Source organism: Noviherbaspirillum sp. (genome assembly GCF_036846085.1).
Lineage (GTDB): Bacteria > Pseudomonadota > Gammaproteobacteria > Burkholderiales > Burkholderiaceae_D > Noviherbaspirillum.
The window spans coordinates 1-14,565 of the sequence record NZ_DAIUCO010000126.1 but is presented as its reverse complement, the minus strand read 5'-3'; the positions used below and the strand labels follow the sequence as shown (position 1 = coordinate 14,565).

The window sequence follows — 14,565 nt, the reverse complement described above, 5'->3', positions numbered from 1 at the left end:
CTACGCCACCTGCGCCGCCTGCCACGGCACCGACGGCCAACCGGAACGGGGCGGCAGCCTGCCGGCCCTGGCCGGCCAACCGAAAGAATCACTGATCGCCAGCATGCGGGCCTTCAAGACCGGCGCACGCGAGGCAACGATCATGCATCAAATTGCCAAGGGTTACACCGACGAACAGATCGCACTGATCGCCGGCTATCTCGCAAGCCTCAAGAAACCGGAGGCAAAATGAAACGCCGTCAATTCATGCAGGCCATCGGCGCCGCACTGTCCTCCGCGACCGTCGCTGCGTTCGCCGCACCGGCAAGGCCGCACGTGGTGGTCATAGGCGCGGGCTACGGCGGTGCCACCGCGGCGCGCTACCTGCGCATGTGGAGCGAAGGCAGGATCGATGTCACGCTGGTGGAGCCGAAAGCCGCCTTCATCTCCTGTCCGGTGTCCAACCTGGTGCTGGGCGGATCGAAGCAGATGGCCGATATCACCGTCAGCTATCAGCAGCTCGTGCGCCGCCACGGCATACGCATGGTGCGCGATTCCGCCCGGGCCATCGATCCGGACAAGCGCATCGTCAGGCTTGCGGGCGGAAAGTCCCTTTCCTATGACAGGCTGGTGCTGTCGCCGGGTGTGGATTTCCTCTGGAGCAGCCTGCCGGGCATGATGCAGCCAGGCGCACGCGACAAGGTGCTGCACGCATGGAAGGCCGGTGAACAAACCCTGGCGCTGCGACGCCAGCTCGAGGCGATGGCCGATGGCGACAGCTTCGTCATGTCCATCCCGCCGGCCCCTTACCGCTGCCCGCCGGGGCCCTATGAGCGTGCCTGCCAGGTTGCCCACTATTTCAGCAAGGCGAAGCCGAAATCGAAAGTCATCCTGCTGGATGCGAACGAAGACGTGGTTTCCAAAGGCGCGTTATTCAAGAAGGTCTGGGCGGAACGCTACGGGGACATTATCGATTACCGTCCGAGCGTCAAGGCGACCGATGTGGACACGAAATCCGGCACGGTGATCTCGGAACTCGGCGATGAGGTGCGCGGCGCGGTATTGAATGTGATACCGCCGCAGGCGGCGGGAAGTATCGCCGTGCAGACCGGGCTCGCCAACGTCAACAAGCGCTGGTGCGAAGTCGATTTCCTGACTTTCGAATCCACCCAGGCGCGCCATATCCATGTGCTGGGCGATGCGATCCAGGTGGCGCCGCTGATGCCGAAGTCCGCGCACATGGCCAACCAGCACGCGAAAATCTGCGCCGCCGCCATCATCGACATGCTGGACGGGAAACCGCCGCCGCAAAATCCGATGCTGACCAACACCTGCTACAGCTACGTCTCGGACAAGGATGTGATCCACGTGACATCCGTGCATGCCTACGATGCGCAGAAGAAGACCTTGCTCAGCGTGCCGGGCTCCGGCGGCGTGTCGGCGGCGCCCGGCGAACTGGAGGGCGCGTATGCGGCGGAATGGGCGCGGAATATCTGGGCCGATACCCTGTCCTGATCCGCACCGTCCGCAGTGGCCTTACACCGCCGTTCCCCCCACCCGTGCCAGCATCGCCGATGTCCTGCGCGGCCAGCCGACAGGGCCGAACCATGCACCGCCGGCGATCGATCCGGCAATCACCACGCCATACACCACCAGCGCCGCGCCTTGCGCAATGAACACATGGGTCAGGTCACCGCCCCAGCGCAGGGCCAGCCAGCCACCGGCCGCCGCAACAGCCAGCCGCAATAAATTGCCCAGCACCGGCCACAGCAGCCGCCCCGCACCCTGCGATGCGAAATACAGCACCAGTCCCACGCCGAAGAAACCGTACAGCGGGGCAACCGTGCGGAGATAGCGGCTGCCTGCTTCGAGCATCGCCGGATCGCTGTTGAAAAGGGACAGCCAGGCATGCGGAAACGCGGCGGCCAGCAGGCCAATGGTCTCCGCCATCCCGAAGGCCAGCGCCGCGCCCATCCAGGTGGCTTGCAATGCGCGTTCGCGCTGCCCCGCGCCGATGCAGGTGCCGACCATGGCGACCAGCGGCGCGCCGAGACCGAAGACCAGCGGCACGAGCAGATATTCCAGGCGCGACGCGGTACCGTAGCCGGCGATGGCCGCCGTGCCGAAGCCGCCCACCAGCGCGGTGGTGATGACGATGGCGAGATTGGTGGCGACGGTCGATACCGTGCCGATCAGGCCGATGCGCAGGATGTCGCGAAACAGCGGCCAGCGGAAGCGGGCCCCTTTCAGCGACGGGCGCAGCAGGCTCTTGCTGGACGCCAGGTATGCGGCCAGGATGATGCTGCCGACCAGGTAATACGACAGCAGCGCCGCCGCGCCGCCGGCGATGCCCATGCCCGGCACCGGACCCCAGCCGAAGATCAGCAGCGGCGACAGCGGGATCAGCACCACCATGCCGCCGACGGTGACGTAAGCCGGGACCGCCATGTTGCCGGTGCCGCGCAATATGGCCGACAGCGAATTGAAAATCCAGACGATGATGGCGCCGGCGAACACCCAGTTGGAGTAGGTCAGCGCCGCTTCCAGCGCTCCGCCCGCGCCGCCCATGCTGGTATAGAGCCAGCGGCCGCCAAGCAGGACCGCGCCCATGAACAGCACGCCGAACACCACCGCGATGAGCAGTGCATGCAGCACCAGCGCGTCCGCATCCGCGCGCCGGCGGGCACCGAGCGCCCGGGCGATGGACGATGCGATGCCGCCGCCCATCGCGCCGGACGACGTCATCTGCATGAACATCACTACCGGGAACACCAGCGCCATGCCTGCCAGCGCATCGGTGCCCAGCTTGCCGACGAAGTAGGTTTCGATCAGGCCGACGCCGGCCTGCGCCAGCATCACCAGCACGTTGGGAGCGCCGAGCTTCAGCAGGGTGGAGACGATGGGCGCTTCCAGCAGCATCCGGGTGCGCGGGTCGAGAGCGTTGCTCTCCGTTGGACGGGCGCTCATGCCGGCACCATGGCGGGACGGACCAGCTTCGCTTCGCGGATCGGCAGGTGCACCAATGCCGCACCGACCGCAAGCATGATGTCGATGTACCACATCCAGTCATAACTGCCCGTCGCCTCGAACACCTTGCCGCCCATCCATGCGCCGAGGAAGCCGCCGACCTGGTGGGTCAGCATCACGATGCCGAACAGGGTCGCCATGTTGCCGACGCCGAACAGCTTGGCGACCAGCCCGGCGGTAGGCGGCACCGTCGACAGGAACGTCAGGCCCATGACGGCGGCGAACAGCAGCATCACCGTACCGGTCTTCGGTGCCAACAGGAAGGCGATCACTGCCAGCGCGCGTGCCGCATAGACCAGCGACAGCAGCGACTTCATGCGCCAGCGTCCGACCGCCCATCCCATCGCGATGCTGCCGATGATGTTGAACAGGCCGATCATTGCCAGCGACCAGGCGCCGAACTGCAGGGGAAGGCCGCAGCTCGCGATCACGCCCGGCAGGTGGGTGGCAAGGAATGCGACATGGAAGCCGCAGACGAAGAAGCCGGCGGCAAGCATCAGGTAGCTCGGCGTGCGCAGTGCGGTACGGATGGCTTCACGGGTGCCGATCGGCTTTTGTGCGGCCGCCGTCGCCGGTCCCGCCGTGGCGGGCGCGCCGCTGAGCAGGAAGGCGGCCGGCAGCGCCAGCAGTACGATCAGTCCGAGAATCTGCATCGCATTCATCCAGCCGGCGGCCACCATCAATGCGCCGGCGATCGGTGCCATGATGAACTGGCCGAAGGAACCGCCGGCATTGATGATGCCTGTTGCCATGCCACGTTTCTCGGCCGGGATCATCCGGCTGGCGGTCGCCATCAGCACCGCCGGCCCGGCCATGCCTGCGCCGCCGGCGGACAGCACGCCGATGGCGATGACGAGTCCCAGCGTGCTTTGCATATACGGCGTGATGAAGGTGCCCAGCGCCACCAGCAGCGCGCCGGCAAAGAGCACGCGGCCTGCGCCGAACTTGTCGGCGAATGCACCGGCGAACGGCTGGGTCAGGCCCCACCACAGCTGGCCGAATGCGAATGCGAGGCTGATGCTGCCGATGCCCAGGCCGGTGGCGGTATTGAGCGGGCTCAGGAAAAGCCCCATGGTTTGCCGGGTGCCCATGGTCAGGGCGAAGGTGCCGGCGGCAGCCAGGAGGACCAGCCAGACCGCCACCTGCCGGCTGGCCGGATTGCTTGGGTTATTCATGTTCCGCTCCCTGGTCGTTGGTCGAAAGCAGCGCGAGCGAATCGTCGATCAGCGCATGCAGGGCCAGCACCCGTTCAACGCCGAGTATCCGGTTGATCTTGTCCTGTGCTGCCTTCCAATAGCGTTTCGCTTCCTCGCGCTTGGCACGGCCGGCATCGGTGATGATGACGCTGCGGCTGCGGTCGTCCGTGCCGGCCTCGATCCGGAGCCAGCCGGCATCGACCAGCGGTTTGAGGTTGCGGGTGAGGGTGGAGGCGTCCAGGCGCATCGCCTGCGCCAGTTCGCCGGGGCGGATCGGACCCAGCCGCTCCACATGCGCCAGCAGGGAGTACTGGGTGGTCTTCAGGCCGGTCTTGCCGAGTTCCGCATCGTATTGCTGCGAGACAAGACGCATCATCTGGCGGATCTTGAAGTTGGTGCAGCCTTGCGGCTGGGAGGGCTTGTCGGCAGGCATATACGGCACCTCGATTTGATTGTAGGTGCAAGAATTGTATATGCAAATTTAGGGAGATTCAAGAAATCGCGGCGGCGTTGCTTTCAATGCATCTTGAATGTGAATCGGGCAATTGCCGTCGCGGGGCGGGTCGGAACACCATTTTTAGCGAACTAGGCATTCACCGGCCCGGTTTCCGCGATCATCTGGAGCAGATTCTGCGCAGCCTTCGAGACGGCACGCGACTCCATGGTCAACGCGTACACGTTCAAGGGCTGCGCGAGATCGAGTTTGCGCACCTGCATCCCTGAGGTTCGTACCGCATGGTTGGCTGTAAACGAGTCCACGATGGCGATGCCGCATCCAGCCTCGACGAGGGAACGGGCAAGGGTGTAGGTCTGGACCGACAGGGTTACGCGGGGAACCGGATGTACCTCCGCCAGCCAGGTCGCGATGATGGTTCCGAGATAATCCTGAACGTCGATGGCGATCATCGGCTGACCGGCAAAGTCATCTGCCGCCAGCGGTTGACCAAGCTGGTCCGGCGACCACCAGCCTGCGGGAGCGATCGCGCACAACTCGCCTTGACGGACCGGCGTGGCAACGATACCGGGGTACTCCGGCGGCTGCATGGTCAGTCCCAGGTCGGTCTCGTTCAGCACCAGCGCATGCACGATCTCGCGGGTATGCGATACGACCACGTCACACCTGCAGTCCGTATGCAGTCGCGTCCATTGCGCGATCGGCGCCGGAAGCAGATGATGCGCAATCGCAGGCGTCGCCGCGAGGCGCACCGGCATCATCGCGCCGCGGCGCAATCCATCGGCAAGCCTGCGAATGCGCAGCAGCTGCTCGTCGATCGGCTCCATTTCGAGGTAAAGGGCTTTTGCTTCCGGTGTCGCCACCAGCTTGTTCCTTCGACGCACAAAGAGCGCGAAACCCAGGGTCTGCTCCGCATGCTGCAGCGTCTGGCTGATGCTCGGCTGCGAGACATGCAAAAGCTTCGCGGCGCCGTTCGTGCTGCCGGTGCGCATGATCGCGCTGAACACTTCGATATGGCGTAGTCGCATACGATGCCCTTTCGGAGATGGGTGAAGAGACAGGTCCGCTCGGATAGTAATGAATAAATTGCCGTCCCGATAGGAATCGATGAGCGGGTGGCCGCCGTTGCCACGGCCGGTCCTCCGCCTGTACCTGCCGGGGCGGCGCGAGGATCATGCCCGACCCTGATAGCGACCAGACGTCTATAACCCAGCCTTATACAACAGCCCAATCTTCTAATTGGACCGCCGGCGGCGCGTTGCTTATAGTTGGCGCCAGACCTTCTTTACGGGAAAACTTCAATGATTGTGCATTTGAACCAGAATGCCCGCATGTCCGCTGCGGTCATTCATGCCGGTACCGTCTATCTTTCCGGACAGGTGCCGGCATCGCCGGAAGGCGATATCCGTATCCAGGCTGCCAGCGTTCTGCAAAAAATCGACCGGATCCTGGCGCAAGCGGGTACAGACAAATCCCGGTTGCTGAGCGCGGTGATCTATCTCGCCGACATATCCGATTTCGAAGCCATGAACGAGGTATGGGATGAATGGGTCTCGCCGAACGGTTTGCCGTCGCGAACCACCGTACAGGCGCAGCTTGCCAATCCCGCCTATCGCATTGAAATAACGTGCACGGCCGCACTCGGTGATGCACCGGCCGCGATCGGCGACTGATCATGAAAACGCTGGTACTCGGCGCGGGAGTCATCGGCTTGAGCGCAGCATATTATTTGCGCGCCGACGGGCATGATGTCACCGTCGTGGACAGGAATCACGGCGTCGGCCTTGCGACCAGTTACGCCAACGGCGGCCAACTCTCCTACAGTTACGTCGCTCCGCTGGCAGGTCCCGGCGTATTGCCCAAGCTGCCGCCATGGCTGCTTCGCAGCGATGCGCCAATGCGCTTCAGCCCGGACCTGGATATCGAGCAATGGCGCTGGTGCATCGAGTTCGTCATGGCCTGCACGCAACATCGCAGCGACCTGACCACGCGGCGTCTCCTGGCCCTGTCATTCCTCAGCCGACGCTTGATGGAGGAACTGCGCCGGTCGCAGCCGGACCTGCAGTTCGATTTCAAGCCGGCGGGAAAGCTTGTCCTGCATCGCGATCCTGCATCGTTTGCCGGCGCGCGCCGCCTTCTCGATTACCAGCGATCGCTGGGCTGCGAGCAGGAAGCACTCGATACCGATGCCTGCGTGGCGCTCGAACCGGCACTCGCCCATGCGGCAGGCGGCATCGCGGGCGGCATTTATACGCGCAGTGAGGATAGTGCCGACTGTTACCAGTTCTGCGTTGGCCTTGAGAGCATCCTGCGAAAGCAGGGTGTACGCTTCCTGCTCAATACCGCTGTCGACCGCATTGTCTCCGTGCAGGGCGGCAATGTGCAGGTCATATCGGGTGGCGGCGTGCTGGATGCCGACCATATCGTCGTCGCACTGGGCGCGTCCAGTCCATCGTTGCTGAAGCCGCTCGGCATACGCCTGCCGATTTATCCGCTGAAGGGGTACAGCCTCACGGTCCCGGTGTCCGGCACCGGTTCGGCGCCGTCGATCAGCGTCACTGACTTCCAGCGAAAGGTGGTCTATGCAAGGCTGGGCGACCGGCTGCGCATCGCCGGCATGGCCGACCTTACCGGCCGCCGGCTCACTGTCGATCCCAGGCGCATCGACACCTTGAAAGCGGAAGCGCGGGCGGTATTTCCAGGGGCGGGAGACTATGACGCTGCGACCGTCTGGGCCGGGCAGCGTCCCGCCACGCCGTCCGGCAATCCGATACTCGGACGGACGCGTTACCGCAACCTGTGGCTGAACGTAGGGCAGGGCGGACTGGGTTTCACGCTCGCACTTGCAAGCGGACATACCGTGACCAACCTTCTCGCAGGCCGGGCCGCCGCAGTCCCGCTCGACGGGTTCGAACTACAGCGATAGTCGCGGTGCGGGGGATGTGCTGCTTTCATGCAGCATCGCCGGCGACGTGCATGCGGCTACAGCAGCTCGATATTGCTCAACCCGAGGAAACAGCTCTCCCGTGTCGTCGCGACGAAATCCGCCAGGTAGGGACGTGACGACAACTCCGGCAGGCATGCCGCATACAGGCTTCCCGTCAGGCCATTGCGTGTAATGCGCCGCGACAGCACGTAATCCCGGTCCAGATAATTTTGGGCGGCCCACAACGGCAGCGTGGCGATGCCGCGCCGGCTGGCCACCAGCTGCAGCATCGCCACCGTCAGTTCGGTTGTCCGGCGTTCGGTATCGATGCCGGCCGGCTGCAAAACCTGCCTGACCACATCCAGCATGTCGTCCGGCACCGGATAGGTGATCAGCGTGTCGGTCGCGAAGTCCTTGGCGCGCAGGTAGTCGCGCGCCGCCAGGGGATGATCCTTGGCCAGCAAGGCGACGATTTCGAAGCGGAACAGCGGATGGTAGTCGACCGTTTCGTCCGCATCGATGTCCGACACGATCGCCACATCGGCGCGATGGCCGTACAGCAGACCGACGGGATCGGCCTGGAAGCCGGACACGATATCCAGCTCAACCTCCGGCCAGCGGCTGCGGAACACGTCCATCGCCGGCATCAGCCAGTCGAAGCAGGTGTGGCATTCGACCGCGATGCGCAATTGCCCGGCCACCCCCTGCGCCATTCGCACCAGATCGCGCTCGGCGCCCTCGACCTGCGGCAGCACCGAATCGGCAAGCTTGAGAAGTCGTTCACCGGCGGGCGTGAAGCGGATCGGCACCGACTTGCGCTCGAAGAGCGGGGTGCCGTGATGGTCTTCCAGCTGCTTGACCTGGTGGGAGAGGGCGGACTGGGTGAGATTGAGCAGCGTGGCAGCGCGCAGCAGGTTGCCCGCTTCGCGCAGCGCAACCAGGGTTTTCAGGTGCCGAAGTTCGAGTAGTGATTGCATATGAATGAAATTCAAGATGAATAGCAAAAATTATCGTTTGAATCATAGTTGATCTTGCCCGACACTGCCAATCGGTTCATCGATTTGGAGTTGTCATGGCAATTGCACACATACTTGGATTTCCCCGCATCGGCGCGCAACGGGAGTTGAAATTCGCGCTGGAGGCTTACTGGCGCGGTGAATCCACTGAAGACGCGCTGCGGAAAACAGGGCGCCGCCTGCGCGAACGGCATTGGGCGCTGCAGGCGAAGGCAGGACTGGACGTGGTCACGGTGGGCGACTTTGCCTGGTATGACCAGGTGCTGACGACGCTGGCACTGCTGGGCGCAACGCCGGAACGGTTCGGAACCGAACCTGCCGCGCTGACACTTCAGGACTATTTCAGGATGGCACGCGGAGGAGAAAACTGCTTCGCCATGGAAATGACCAAATGGTTCGACACCAATTACCACTATCTCGTGCCGGAATGGACGGCCGGCGTCCGCTTCGGCGGCGGTGTCGACTGGCTGTTTGATGAAGTCGCCGAGGCGCACGCCGCCGGGTACCGGACCAAAGCGGTGCTGGTGGGTCCGCTGACATTGCTCTATCTCGGCAAGATCAAATCCGGCCTGAAACACAAGCTCGATCTGCTGCCGGCGGCGCTGGACGGTTACGCCCGACTGCTCGCCCGTCTGCGGGATGCGGGCGTGGAATGGGTGCAGGTCGACGAACCGATCCTGGCGCTCGACCTGGAAATCGAGTGGCGCGACGCCTTCGCGCCGGCCTATGCCGCATTGGCGAAGCACGCACCGCGCATCCTGCTCGCGACCTATTTCGGGGAAGTCGGCGACCATGCCGCTCTGCTGAAGTCCCTGCCGGTCGATGGCCTGCATCTCGACCTGGTGCGCGGCAGTGATCAGCTGGATGCCTTCACCGCCGATTGGCCGCACGACCGGGTGCTGTCGCTGGGAATCATCGACGGCCGAAATATATGGCGGGCCGATCTCGATGCCGCGCATGCGCGCTTGCTGCCCCTGAAGCACGCGTTCGGCGATCGTCTATGGATCAGCGCAAGCTGCTCGCTGCTCCATGTGCCTGTCGATCTCGGTTGCGAAACCAGGCTCGACGAGGAACTGAAAGGCTGGCTGGCGTTTGCTACGCAAAAGCTGGACGAAATCGTCGCCTTGAAACGGGCGCTTGCGGGCGAGGCTGACAAGGTGCATGCGGCGTTCGACCGGGCGCGCGCCGCGCATGCCGGCAGGCGCAACTCGCCGCGCATCCATAATGCACTGGTGCAGAAACGGCTGGCGGCCATCGGTGACACCGATACGCAGCGGAATTCCGGTTTCAGCGACCGCATCGCGAAGCAGCAGGCGAAATGGAAGCTGCCCGCGTTTCCGACCACCACCATCGGCTCTTTCCCGCAGACGCCGGCCATCCGGCAGGCGCGGGCCGCCTGGAAGCGGGGGGATACTCCGCATCTCGATTACCTGGAGAAAATGCGCGACGAGATCCGCCTTGCCGTCCGTACGCAGGAGGAACTTGGTCTGGATGTGCTGGTGCACGGCGAACCGGAACGCAACGACATGGTCGAGTACTTCGGAGAGCAGCTGTGGGGATACGGTTTCACCACCAACGGTTGGGTGCAAAGCTATGGCTCGCGTTGCGTGAAGCCGCCCGTCATTTATGGCGACGTGTATCGCCCGGAGCCGATGACGGTAGGCTGGAGCCGCTTTGCGCAGGGCCTCACCGACAAGCCGATGAAGGGCATGCTGACCGGACCGGTCACCATGCTGCAATGGTCGTTCGTGCGGGACGATCAACCGCGCGAGACCACCGCGTTGCAGATCGCACTGGCTCTGCGGGAGGAGGTGTGCGACCTGGAAAAGGCGGGCATCGGCATGATACAGATCGACGAGCCGGCATTCCGCGAAGGCCTGCCGCTGAAGCGGCGCGACTGGGACAATTACCTGGACTGGGCAGTGCGCGCATTCCGGATCAGCGCCGCCGGCGTGGCAGATGAAACGCAGATCCATACCCACATGTGCTATTCGGAGTTCAACGACATCCTGCCGTGGATCGCGGCGATGGACGCGGACGTCATCACCATCGAAACCTCGCGTTCCGATATGGAGCTGCTCGACGGCTTCGGCGAGTATGCGTATCCGAACGATATCGGTCCCGGCGTGTACGACATTCATTCACCGCGCGTGCCGAAAGTGGCGGAGATGGTGCGCCTGTTGCGAAAGGCGCGCAGCGTCATCCCGGACCAGCGGCTGTGGGTCAATCCGGATTGCGGCCTGAAAACCCGGAACTGGCCGGAAACCTGTGCCGCGCTGGAAAACATGGTGAAGGCGGCGCGTGCGTTACGTGACGAGATCGCGCTGCCGCAGAAGGGTGGTCAGGAAGAGATCGCAGCCTGATCGCTGGCGCCGGACAGGGTGCGCATCCCGTGCGGCGTATTGATGTGAGCGACCAGGTAAGGACGGCCGGTATCGTGAAGCTGCCGCACCGCCACGTCGCCCTCAAGGCCGAGCGACTGCAACAGTCGGGTGATGCGTTCCGGCACGGGATGGAAGAGCTCCATCCCGACGAGTTCGAGCCCATGGTCCTGCAGTCCGCTGGCAGGATGCGTGTCGGTCTCCCATTCGATGAGCGCCGGGCCGACGCCGTCGACAGGCAGCGACCCGTCCTCGGGGATGGTGATCAGCCAGTCGAGCGCGCCGCGCTGCATCGGCTCGATGCGCCCCAGCGTTTCCGCTCCGGCGGCAACCGTCTCGTGAATGTCGCCGGTGCGCACTACCCAGGTGGCTAGCCTCGGGCGGGAACCGGATTCCAATCTGTCGAGCGCGAACCATCGCGGTCGCTGCGGTGCGGGCACGGACGGATTTGGCGAAATGACTTCCAGAAAAACCGTATCACCCAGGCGCAATAAAAGATTGTGCGTTCCCATGCGCGGATGCTCCCCGCCGGCTTGCGGGGCAACACCCAGCGCCTCCTTCACCAATGCGGCGCCGTCCGCCAATGTCGGCGACGTGATGGTGATGTGATCGATCTGGCTTCGCGGCATAACGGTCTCTCCAATGAGGTTGCGGCAGGATGGCAACGTGCGTCCGTCACCGCGACAGTCCAACACCTACAGGTGTCGCGGCGTGCCAACCTACCAAGCGCACAGCGTATCCGATTTATGGCGATACGAAAGAAGGTTTTGTTCCTTCGGGCCGATAGGTCAAGCTAGAATCAGATGGAAAAGAACGACCGTTAATTACAAAGAACAACGGCAGCCATCGGTATTTCCCATGCATCACACAGCGTATCGATGAGGATCGCACCGCTTTGACAGGGCGCGGTCCGATGCGCATGGTTGCGATGACATTACTATTCGAGGAGACAATGTTGATCCGACGACCGTTTCAGGCAGGCCGGCACGTGGCCAGGGCGCTTCTATTGTTCGCATTGTCCGCCTCGGCATGTTTTGCGGAAGTCGGTGTCACGCCGCAAAAAATCAAGCTCGGGCAATCGGCCCCTTTCACCGGCCCCGCGGCGCAGCTCGGCATCCAGATGTATGCCGGCGCGAAAGTGTACTTCGACAACGTCAACGCGCAGGGCGGTGTGCACGGACGGAAGATCGAACTTGTTACCGCCGACGATAAATACGAACCCACGCTTGCGGCTGAAAATACGCGGCGCCTGATCCAGGATGAGCGCGTGTTCGCGCTATTCGGTTATGTGGGCACGCCGACAAGCAATGCGGCCCTGCCGATCTTCACGAAGGAGAAAGTGCCGTTCTTTGCTCCCTTCACCGGGGCGCAGTCGCTGCGTGAGCCCTTCAATCGCCAGATCTTCAATATCCGCGCGAGTTACTACGAGGAGACCGAGCATCTCGTCGACCAGCTGGTCAAGCTCGGCATCAAGAACATTGCGGTCTTCTACCAGAACGACGCCTATGGAAAAACCGGTCTCGAAGGCGTGGAGCGTGCATTGAGAAAACGCGGCTTGCCGGTTGCCGCGACGTCGACCGTCGAGCGCAACAGCACCGATGTCGGCGCGGCAGTGAGCGTACTGATGCCCAAGCGGCCCGATGCGATCATCCAGATCAGCGCCTATGCCTCCTGCGCGGCATTGATCAAGCAGATGAAGGCCGGCGGATATACCGGGCAGTTCTACAACGTATCCTTCGTCGGCAGCCAGGCACTGGCGAATGCGCTCGCCGAGGACGGCCCGGGCGTCGTCGTTTCGCAGGTCGTGCCGTTTCCGTGGCGACAGGCCAACCCGCTCGTGGCGGAGTACAACAAGGCCCTGAAGAAGGCCGGAATCGAGGATGCGAACTTTTCCAGCCTGGAGGGCTATATCGCCGCGAAAGTATTCGTCGAGGGCTTGCGGCGCGCGGGCGCCGACCTGACACGTGACAAGCTGATCGGCGCCCTTGAATCGATCAGCACGGCCAACTACGACATCGGTTTTCCGGTCAACTTTTCACCGAACGACCACAACGGTTCGGAGTATGTCGACATGACCGTCATCCGGAAAAACGCGAAGTTTTCCAACTGATCTTGCGATGGATGCGGTCACAGCACCGCGCCCCTGGCAGCGATCGGCCATAGCGCTTCCACGACACCAGCACGCACGCAGACAAGCTGGTCATACAGGTTGACCGTCGGATCGCAGTGGCCGGGCACCAGCATCAACTGGTCTCCCAAGGCAGGCGACATGGCATCGTCGGTCGCCAGTACGCCGTGTTCATCGGATGCTTTCAGGTAACGGACATCGCTGCGTCCCCATATGACCGGCATACCGGAATCGACGCTCGATGCCTTCAGTCCGGCATCCACCACGGCACGGCCGGGAGCAGGGCGGCTCATCACCGTGGTCTTGACGAATAAGGCATGCTCGAATGCAATGTCGCCATCGCCGCGCCGGTTGTCCGCATAGTCCCGATCCATGAAGACATAGGAGCCAGGCTGCAATTCGTTGTACACGCCGGAATCACGTTCATGCACCAGCGTGCCGGTGCCCGCGCCGGTAATGATTTCCACCTTGATGCCGGCCGCTTCGATTTCATCTTTCGTCGCCTGCGCCATCGCCGCCGCATTCGCGATCGCCTGCCGGCGTTCCTGCGACGAACGCATGTGTTGCGCACTTCCCTGGTAGCAATGCAGGCCAGCGAAACGCAGCGGCGGACGGGAGGCGATCAGGGCGGCAAGCGCGACGGCATCGCGTCCCGGCGGCACGCCGCTGCGTCCCGCTCCGACGTCGACCTCGATATACACGTCCAGCCGAATGCCGGAGTGCGTTGCCGCAGCCGCCATGTCATCTACCTGACGTATGTGGTCCACCAGCACGCCGATTTTCGCGGCGGAGGCAAGATGCATCAGCCTGTCGATTTTCTGCGTTCCGACAATCTGGTTTGTAATCAGGATATCGGTGATGCCTGCGTCGACGAATGGCGCCGCTTCGCTTACTTTCTGGCAGCAAATTCCGACCGCTCCAAGCGCGATCTGACGTAAGGCAATCTCCGGGCATTTATGACTTTTCGCATGTGGGCGAAGCCGTACGTTGCGACCCTTCACCGCATCCGCCAGGCGCTGCAAATTGCGCTCGAAAATGTCGAGATCAAGGATCAGTGCGGGCGTATCGATCCGGTCCATCATGTCGCCGGGTTGTGCTGCAGGCCAGAGTGTCATGTCGTTGGAAGGGTGAAGTGAAAAGAAGAATGTAAAGCATTGTGCATCACGCTTGCTGGTTCGCAAACCACGCGGTGTTCAGATTGATTGCACGCAATTGACTGTGCGAACAATTGCCTATTCTGAAATTATCAGAATGAACATTGTGAGGGAGAACGAACATGTTAGTGAAATGTGCTTCAACGACAGGTGCACTGATCTTCACTCTCATCAGCAGCCTGAGCGCATGCGGTGGCGGTGGCTCATCGACTACACAAGCCAATAGCGGCGGGGTGCAGGCGCCAGCACCTGCACCAGCGCCGGCACCAGCACCAACGCCGGCACCAACGCCCACACCAACGCC

13 protein-coding genes are annotated in these 14,565 nt (G+C 62.9%); 6 read left to right on the top strand and 7 right to left on the bottom strand.

Annotated elements, in window-relative coordinates; translation table 11 throughout:
• Window positions 1-232, top strand: a 232-nt coding sequence (locus V7080_RS15190) for a c-type cytochrome (protein WP_334189237.1), incomplete at its 5' end; no start/stop codon positions are given.
• Window positions 229-1,494, top strand: a complete 1,266-nt coding sequence (locus V7080_RS15185) for an NAD(P)/FAD-dependent oxidoreductase (protein ID WP_334189236.1) — start codon at window positions 229-231, stop codon at window positions 1,492-1,494. The genes V7080_RS15190 and V7080_RS15185, both read left to right, overlap by 4 nt.
• Window positions 1,495-1,515: 21 nt before the next feature.
• Here V7080_RS15185 and V7080_RS15180 read toward each other — a convergent pair whose 3' ends face one another.
• From V7080_RS15180 to V7080_RS15165, 4 genes are all read right to left on the bottom strand, one after another.
• Window positions 1,516-2,946 (bottom strand): MATE family efflux transporter, encoded by a 1,431-nt coding sequence (locus V7080_RS15180; RefSeq protein ID WP_334189235.1) that lies wholly within the window; start codon window positions 2,944-2,946, stop codon window positions 1,516-1,518.
• Window positions 2,943-4,181, bottom strand: a complete 1,239-nt coding sequence (locus tag V7080_RS15175; RefSeq protein WP_334189234.1) for an MFS transporter — start codon at window positions 4,179-4,181, stop codon at window positions 2,943-2,945. Before V7080_RS15175 ends, V7080_RS15180 begins: the two co-directional genes overlap by 4 nt.
• Entirely contained in the window at window positions 4,174-4,635 is a 462-nt protein-coding gene (locus tag V7080_RS15170; protein ID WP_334189233.1) for a MarR family winged helix-turn-helix transcriptional regulator, read from the bottom strand. Before V7080_RS15170 ends, V7080_RS15175 begins: the two co-directional genes overlap by 8 nt.
• Window positions 4,636-4,787: 152 nt before the next feature.
• Entirely contained in the window at window positions 4,788-5,684 is an 897-nt protein-coding gene (locus tag V7080_RS15165) for a LysR family transcriptional regulator (protein ID WP_334189232.1), read from the bottom strand.
• Window positions 5,685-5,957: 273 nt separating this feature from the next.
• Here V7080_RS15165 and V7080_RS15160 point away from each other — a divergent pair, with 273 nt between their 5' ends.
• Both V7080_RS15160 and V7080_RS15155 read left to right on the top strand, forming a co-directional pair.
• A complete protein-coding gene (locus tag V7080_RS15160) occupies window positions 5,958-6,329 on the top strand; it encodes a RidA family protein (RefSeq protein ID WP_334189231.1) in 372 nt (123 codons plus the stop codon).
• 2 nt (window positions 6,330-6,331) lie between these two features.
• Entirely contained in the window at window positions 6,332-7,582 is a 1,251-nt protein-coding gene (locus V7080_RS15155; RefSeq protein ID WP_334189230.1) for a D-amino acid dehydrogenase, read from the top strand.
• Window positions 7,583-7,638: 56 nt separating this feature from the next.
• Here the strand turns inward: V7080_RS15155 and V7080_RS15150 are convergent, their stop codons facing one another.
• Entirely contained in the window at window positions 7,639-8,559 is a 921-nt protein-coding gene (locus V7080_RS15150; protein WP_334189229.1) for a LysR family transcriptional regulator, read from the bottom strand.
• A 95-nt stretch (window positions 8,560-8,654) separates the two neighbouring features.
• Between V7080_RS15150 and metE the strand changes: the two genes are divergently transcribed.
• Window positions 8,655-10,961, top strand: coding sequence for a 5-methyltetrahydropteroyltriglutamate--homocysteine S-methyltransferase (metE, locus tag V7080_RS15145; protein WP_334189228.1), 2,307 nt, complete (start codon window positions 8,655-8,657; stop codon window positions 10,959-10,961).
• On the opposite strand, the gene V7080_RS15140 is transcribed toward metE, so the two are convergent.
• Entirely contained in the window at window positions 10,940-11,608 is a 669-nt protein-coding gene (locus V7080_RS15140) for a VOC family protein (RefSeq protein ID WP_334189227.1), read from the bottom strand. The genes metE and V7080_RS15140 overlap by 22 nt on opposite strands.
• A 323-nt stretch (window positions 11,609-11,931) precedes the next feature.
• Between V7080_RS15140 and V7080_RS15135 the strand changes: the two genes are divergently transcribed.
• Window positions 11,932-13,089: an ABC transporter substrate-binding protein gene (locus tag V7080_RS15135; RefSeq protein WP_334189226.1), complete on the top strand. Its 1,158-nt coding sequence runs from the start codon at window positions 11,932-11,934 to the stop codon at window positions 13,087-13,089.
• 17 nt (window positions 13,090-13,106) lie between these two features.
• On the opposite strand, the gene V7080_RS15130 is transcribed toward V7080_RS15135, so the two are convergent.
• Complete coding sequence (locus V7080_RS15130) at window positions 13,107-14,222, bottom strand: DSD1 family PLP-dependent enzyme (protein WP_334189225.1); 1,116 nt, start codon at window positions 14,220-14,222, stop codon at window positions 13,107-13,109.
• Between the last annotated feature and the right edge of the window lie 343 nt (window positions 14,223-14,565).

Excerpts from the sequence above, each read along its gene's own strand:
- V7080_RS15150 (WP_334189229.1), bottom strand. The coding sequence starts at position 8,559 with ATGCAATCACTACTCGAACTTCGGCACCTGAAAACCCTGGTTGCGCTG.
- V7080_RS15130 (WP_334189225.1), bottom strand. The coding sequence starts at position 14,222 with ATGACACTCTGGCCTGCAGCACAACCCGGCGACATGATGGACCGGATC.
- V7080_RS15185 (WP_334189236.1), top strand. The coding sequence starts at position 229 with ATGAAACGCCGTCAATTCATGCAGGCCATCGGCGCCGCACTGTCCTCC.
- V7080_RS15140 (WP_334189227.1), bottom strand. The coding sequence starts at position 11,608 with ATGCCGCGAAGCCAGATCGATCACATCACCATCACGTCGCCGACATTG.
- metE (WP_334189228.1), top strand. The coding sequence starts at position 8,655 with ATGGCAATTGCACACATACTTGGATTTCCCCGCATCGGCGCGCAACGG.
- V7080_RS15175 (WP_334189234.1), bottom strand. The coding sequence starts at position 4,181 with ATGAATAACCCAAGCAATCCGGCCAGCCGGCAGGTGGCGGTCTGGCTG.
- V7080_RS15160 (WP_334189231.1), top strand. The coding sequence starts at position 5,958 with ATGATTGTGCATTTGAACCAGAATGCCCGCATGTCCGCTGCGGTCATT.
- V7080_RS15155 (WP_334189230.1), top strand. The coding sequence starts at position 6,332 with ATGAAAACGCTGGTACTCGGCGCGGGAGTCATCGGCTTGAGCGCAGCA.
- V7080_RS15170 (WP_334189233.1), bottom strand. The coding sequence starts at position 4,635 with ATGCCTGCCGACAAGCCCTCCCAGCCGCAAGGCTGCACCAACTTCAAG.
- V7080_RS15135 (WP_334189226.1), top strand. The coding sequence starts at position 11,932 with ATGTTGATCCGACGACCGTTTCAGGCAGGCCGGCACGTGGCCAGGGCG.
- V7080_RS15165 (WP_334189232.1), bottom strand. The coding sequence starts at position 5,684 with ATGCGACTACGCCATATCGAAGTGTTCAGCGCGATCATGCGCACCGGC.
- V7080_RS15180 (WP_334189235.1), bottom strand. The coding sequence starts at position 2,946 with ATGAGCGCCCGTCCAACGGAGAGCAACGCTCTCGACCCGCGCACCCGG.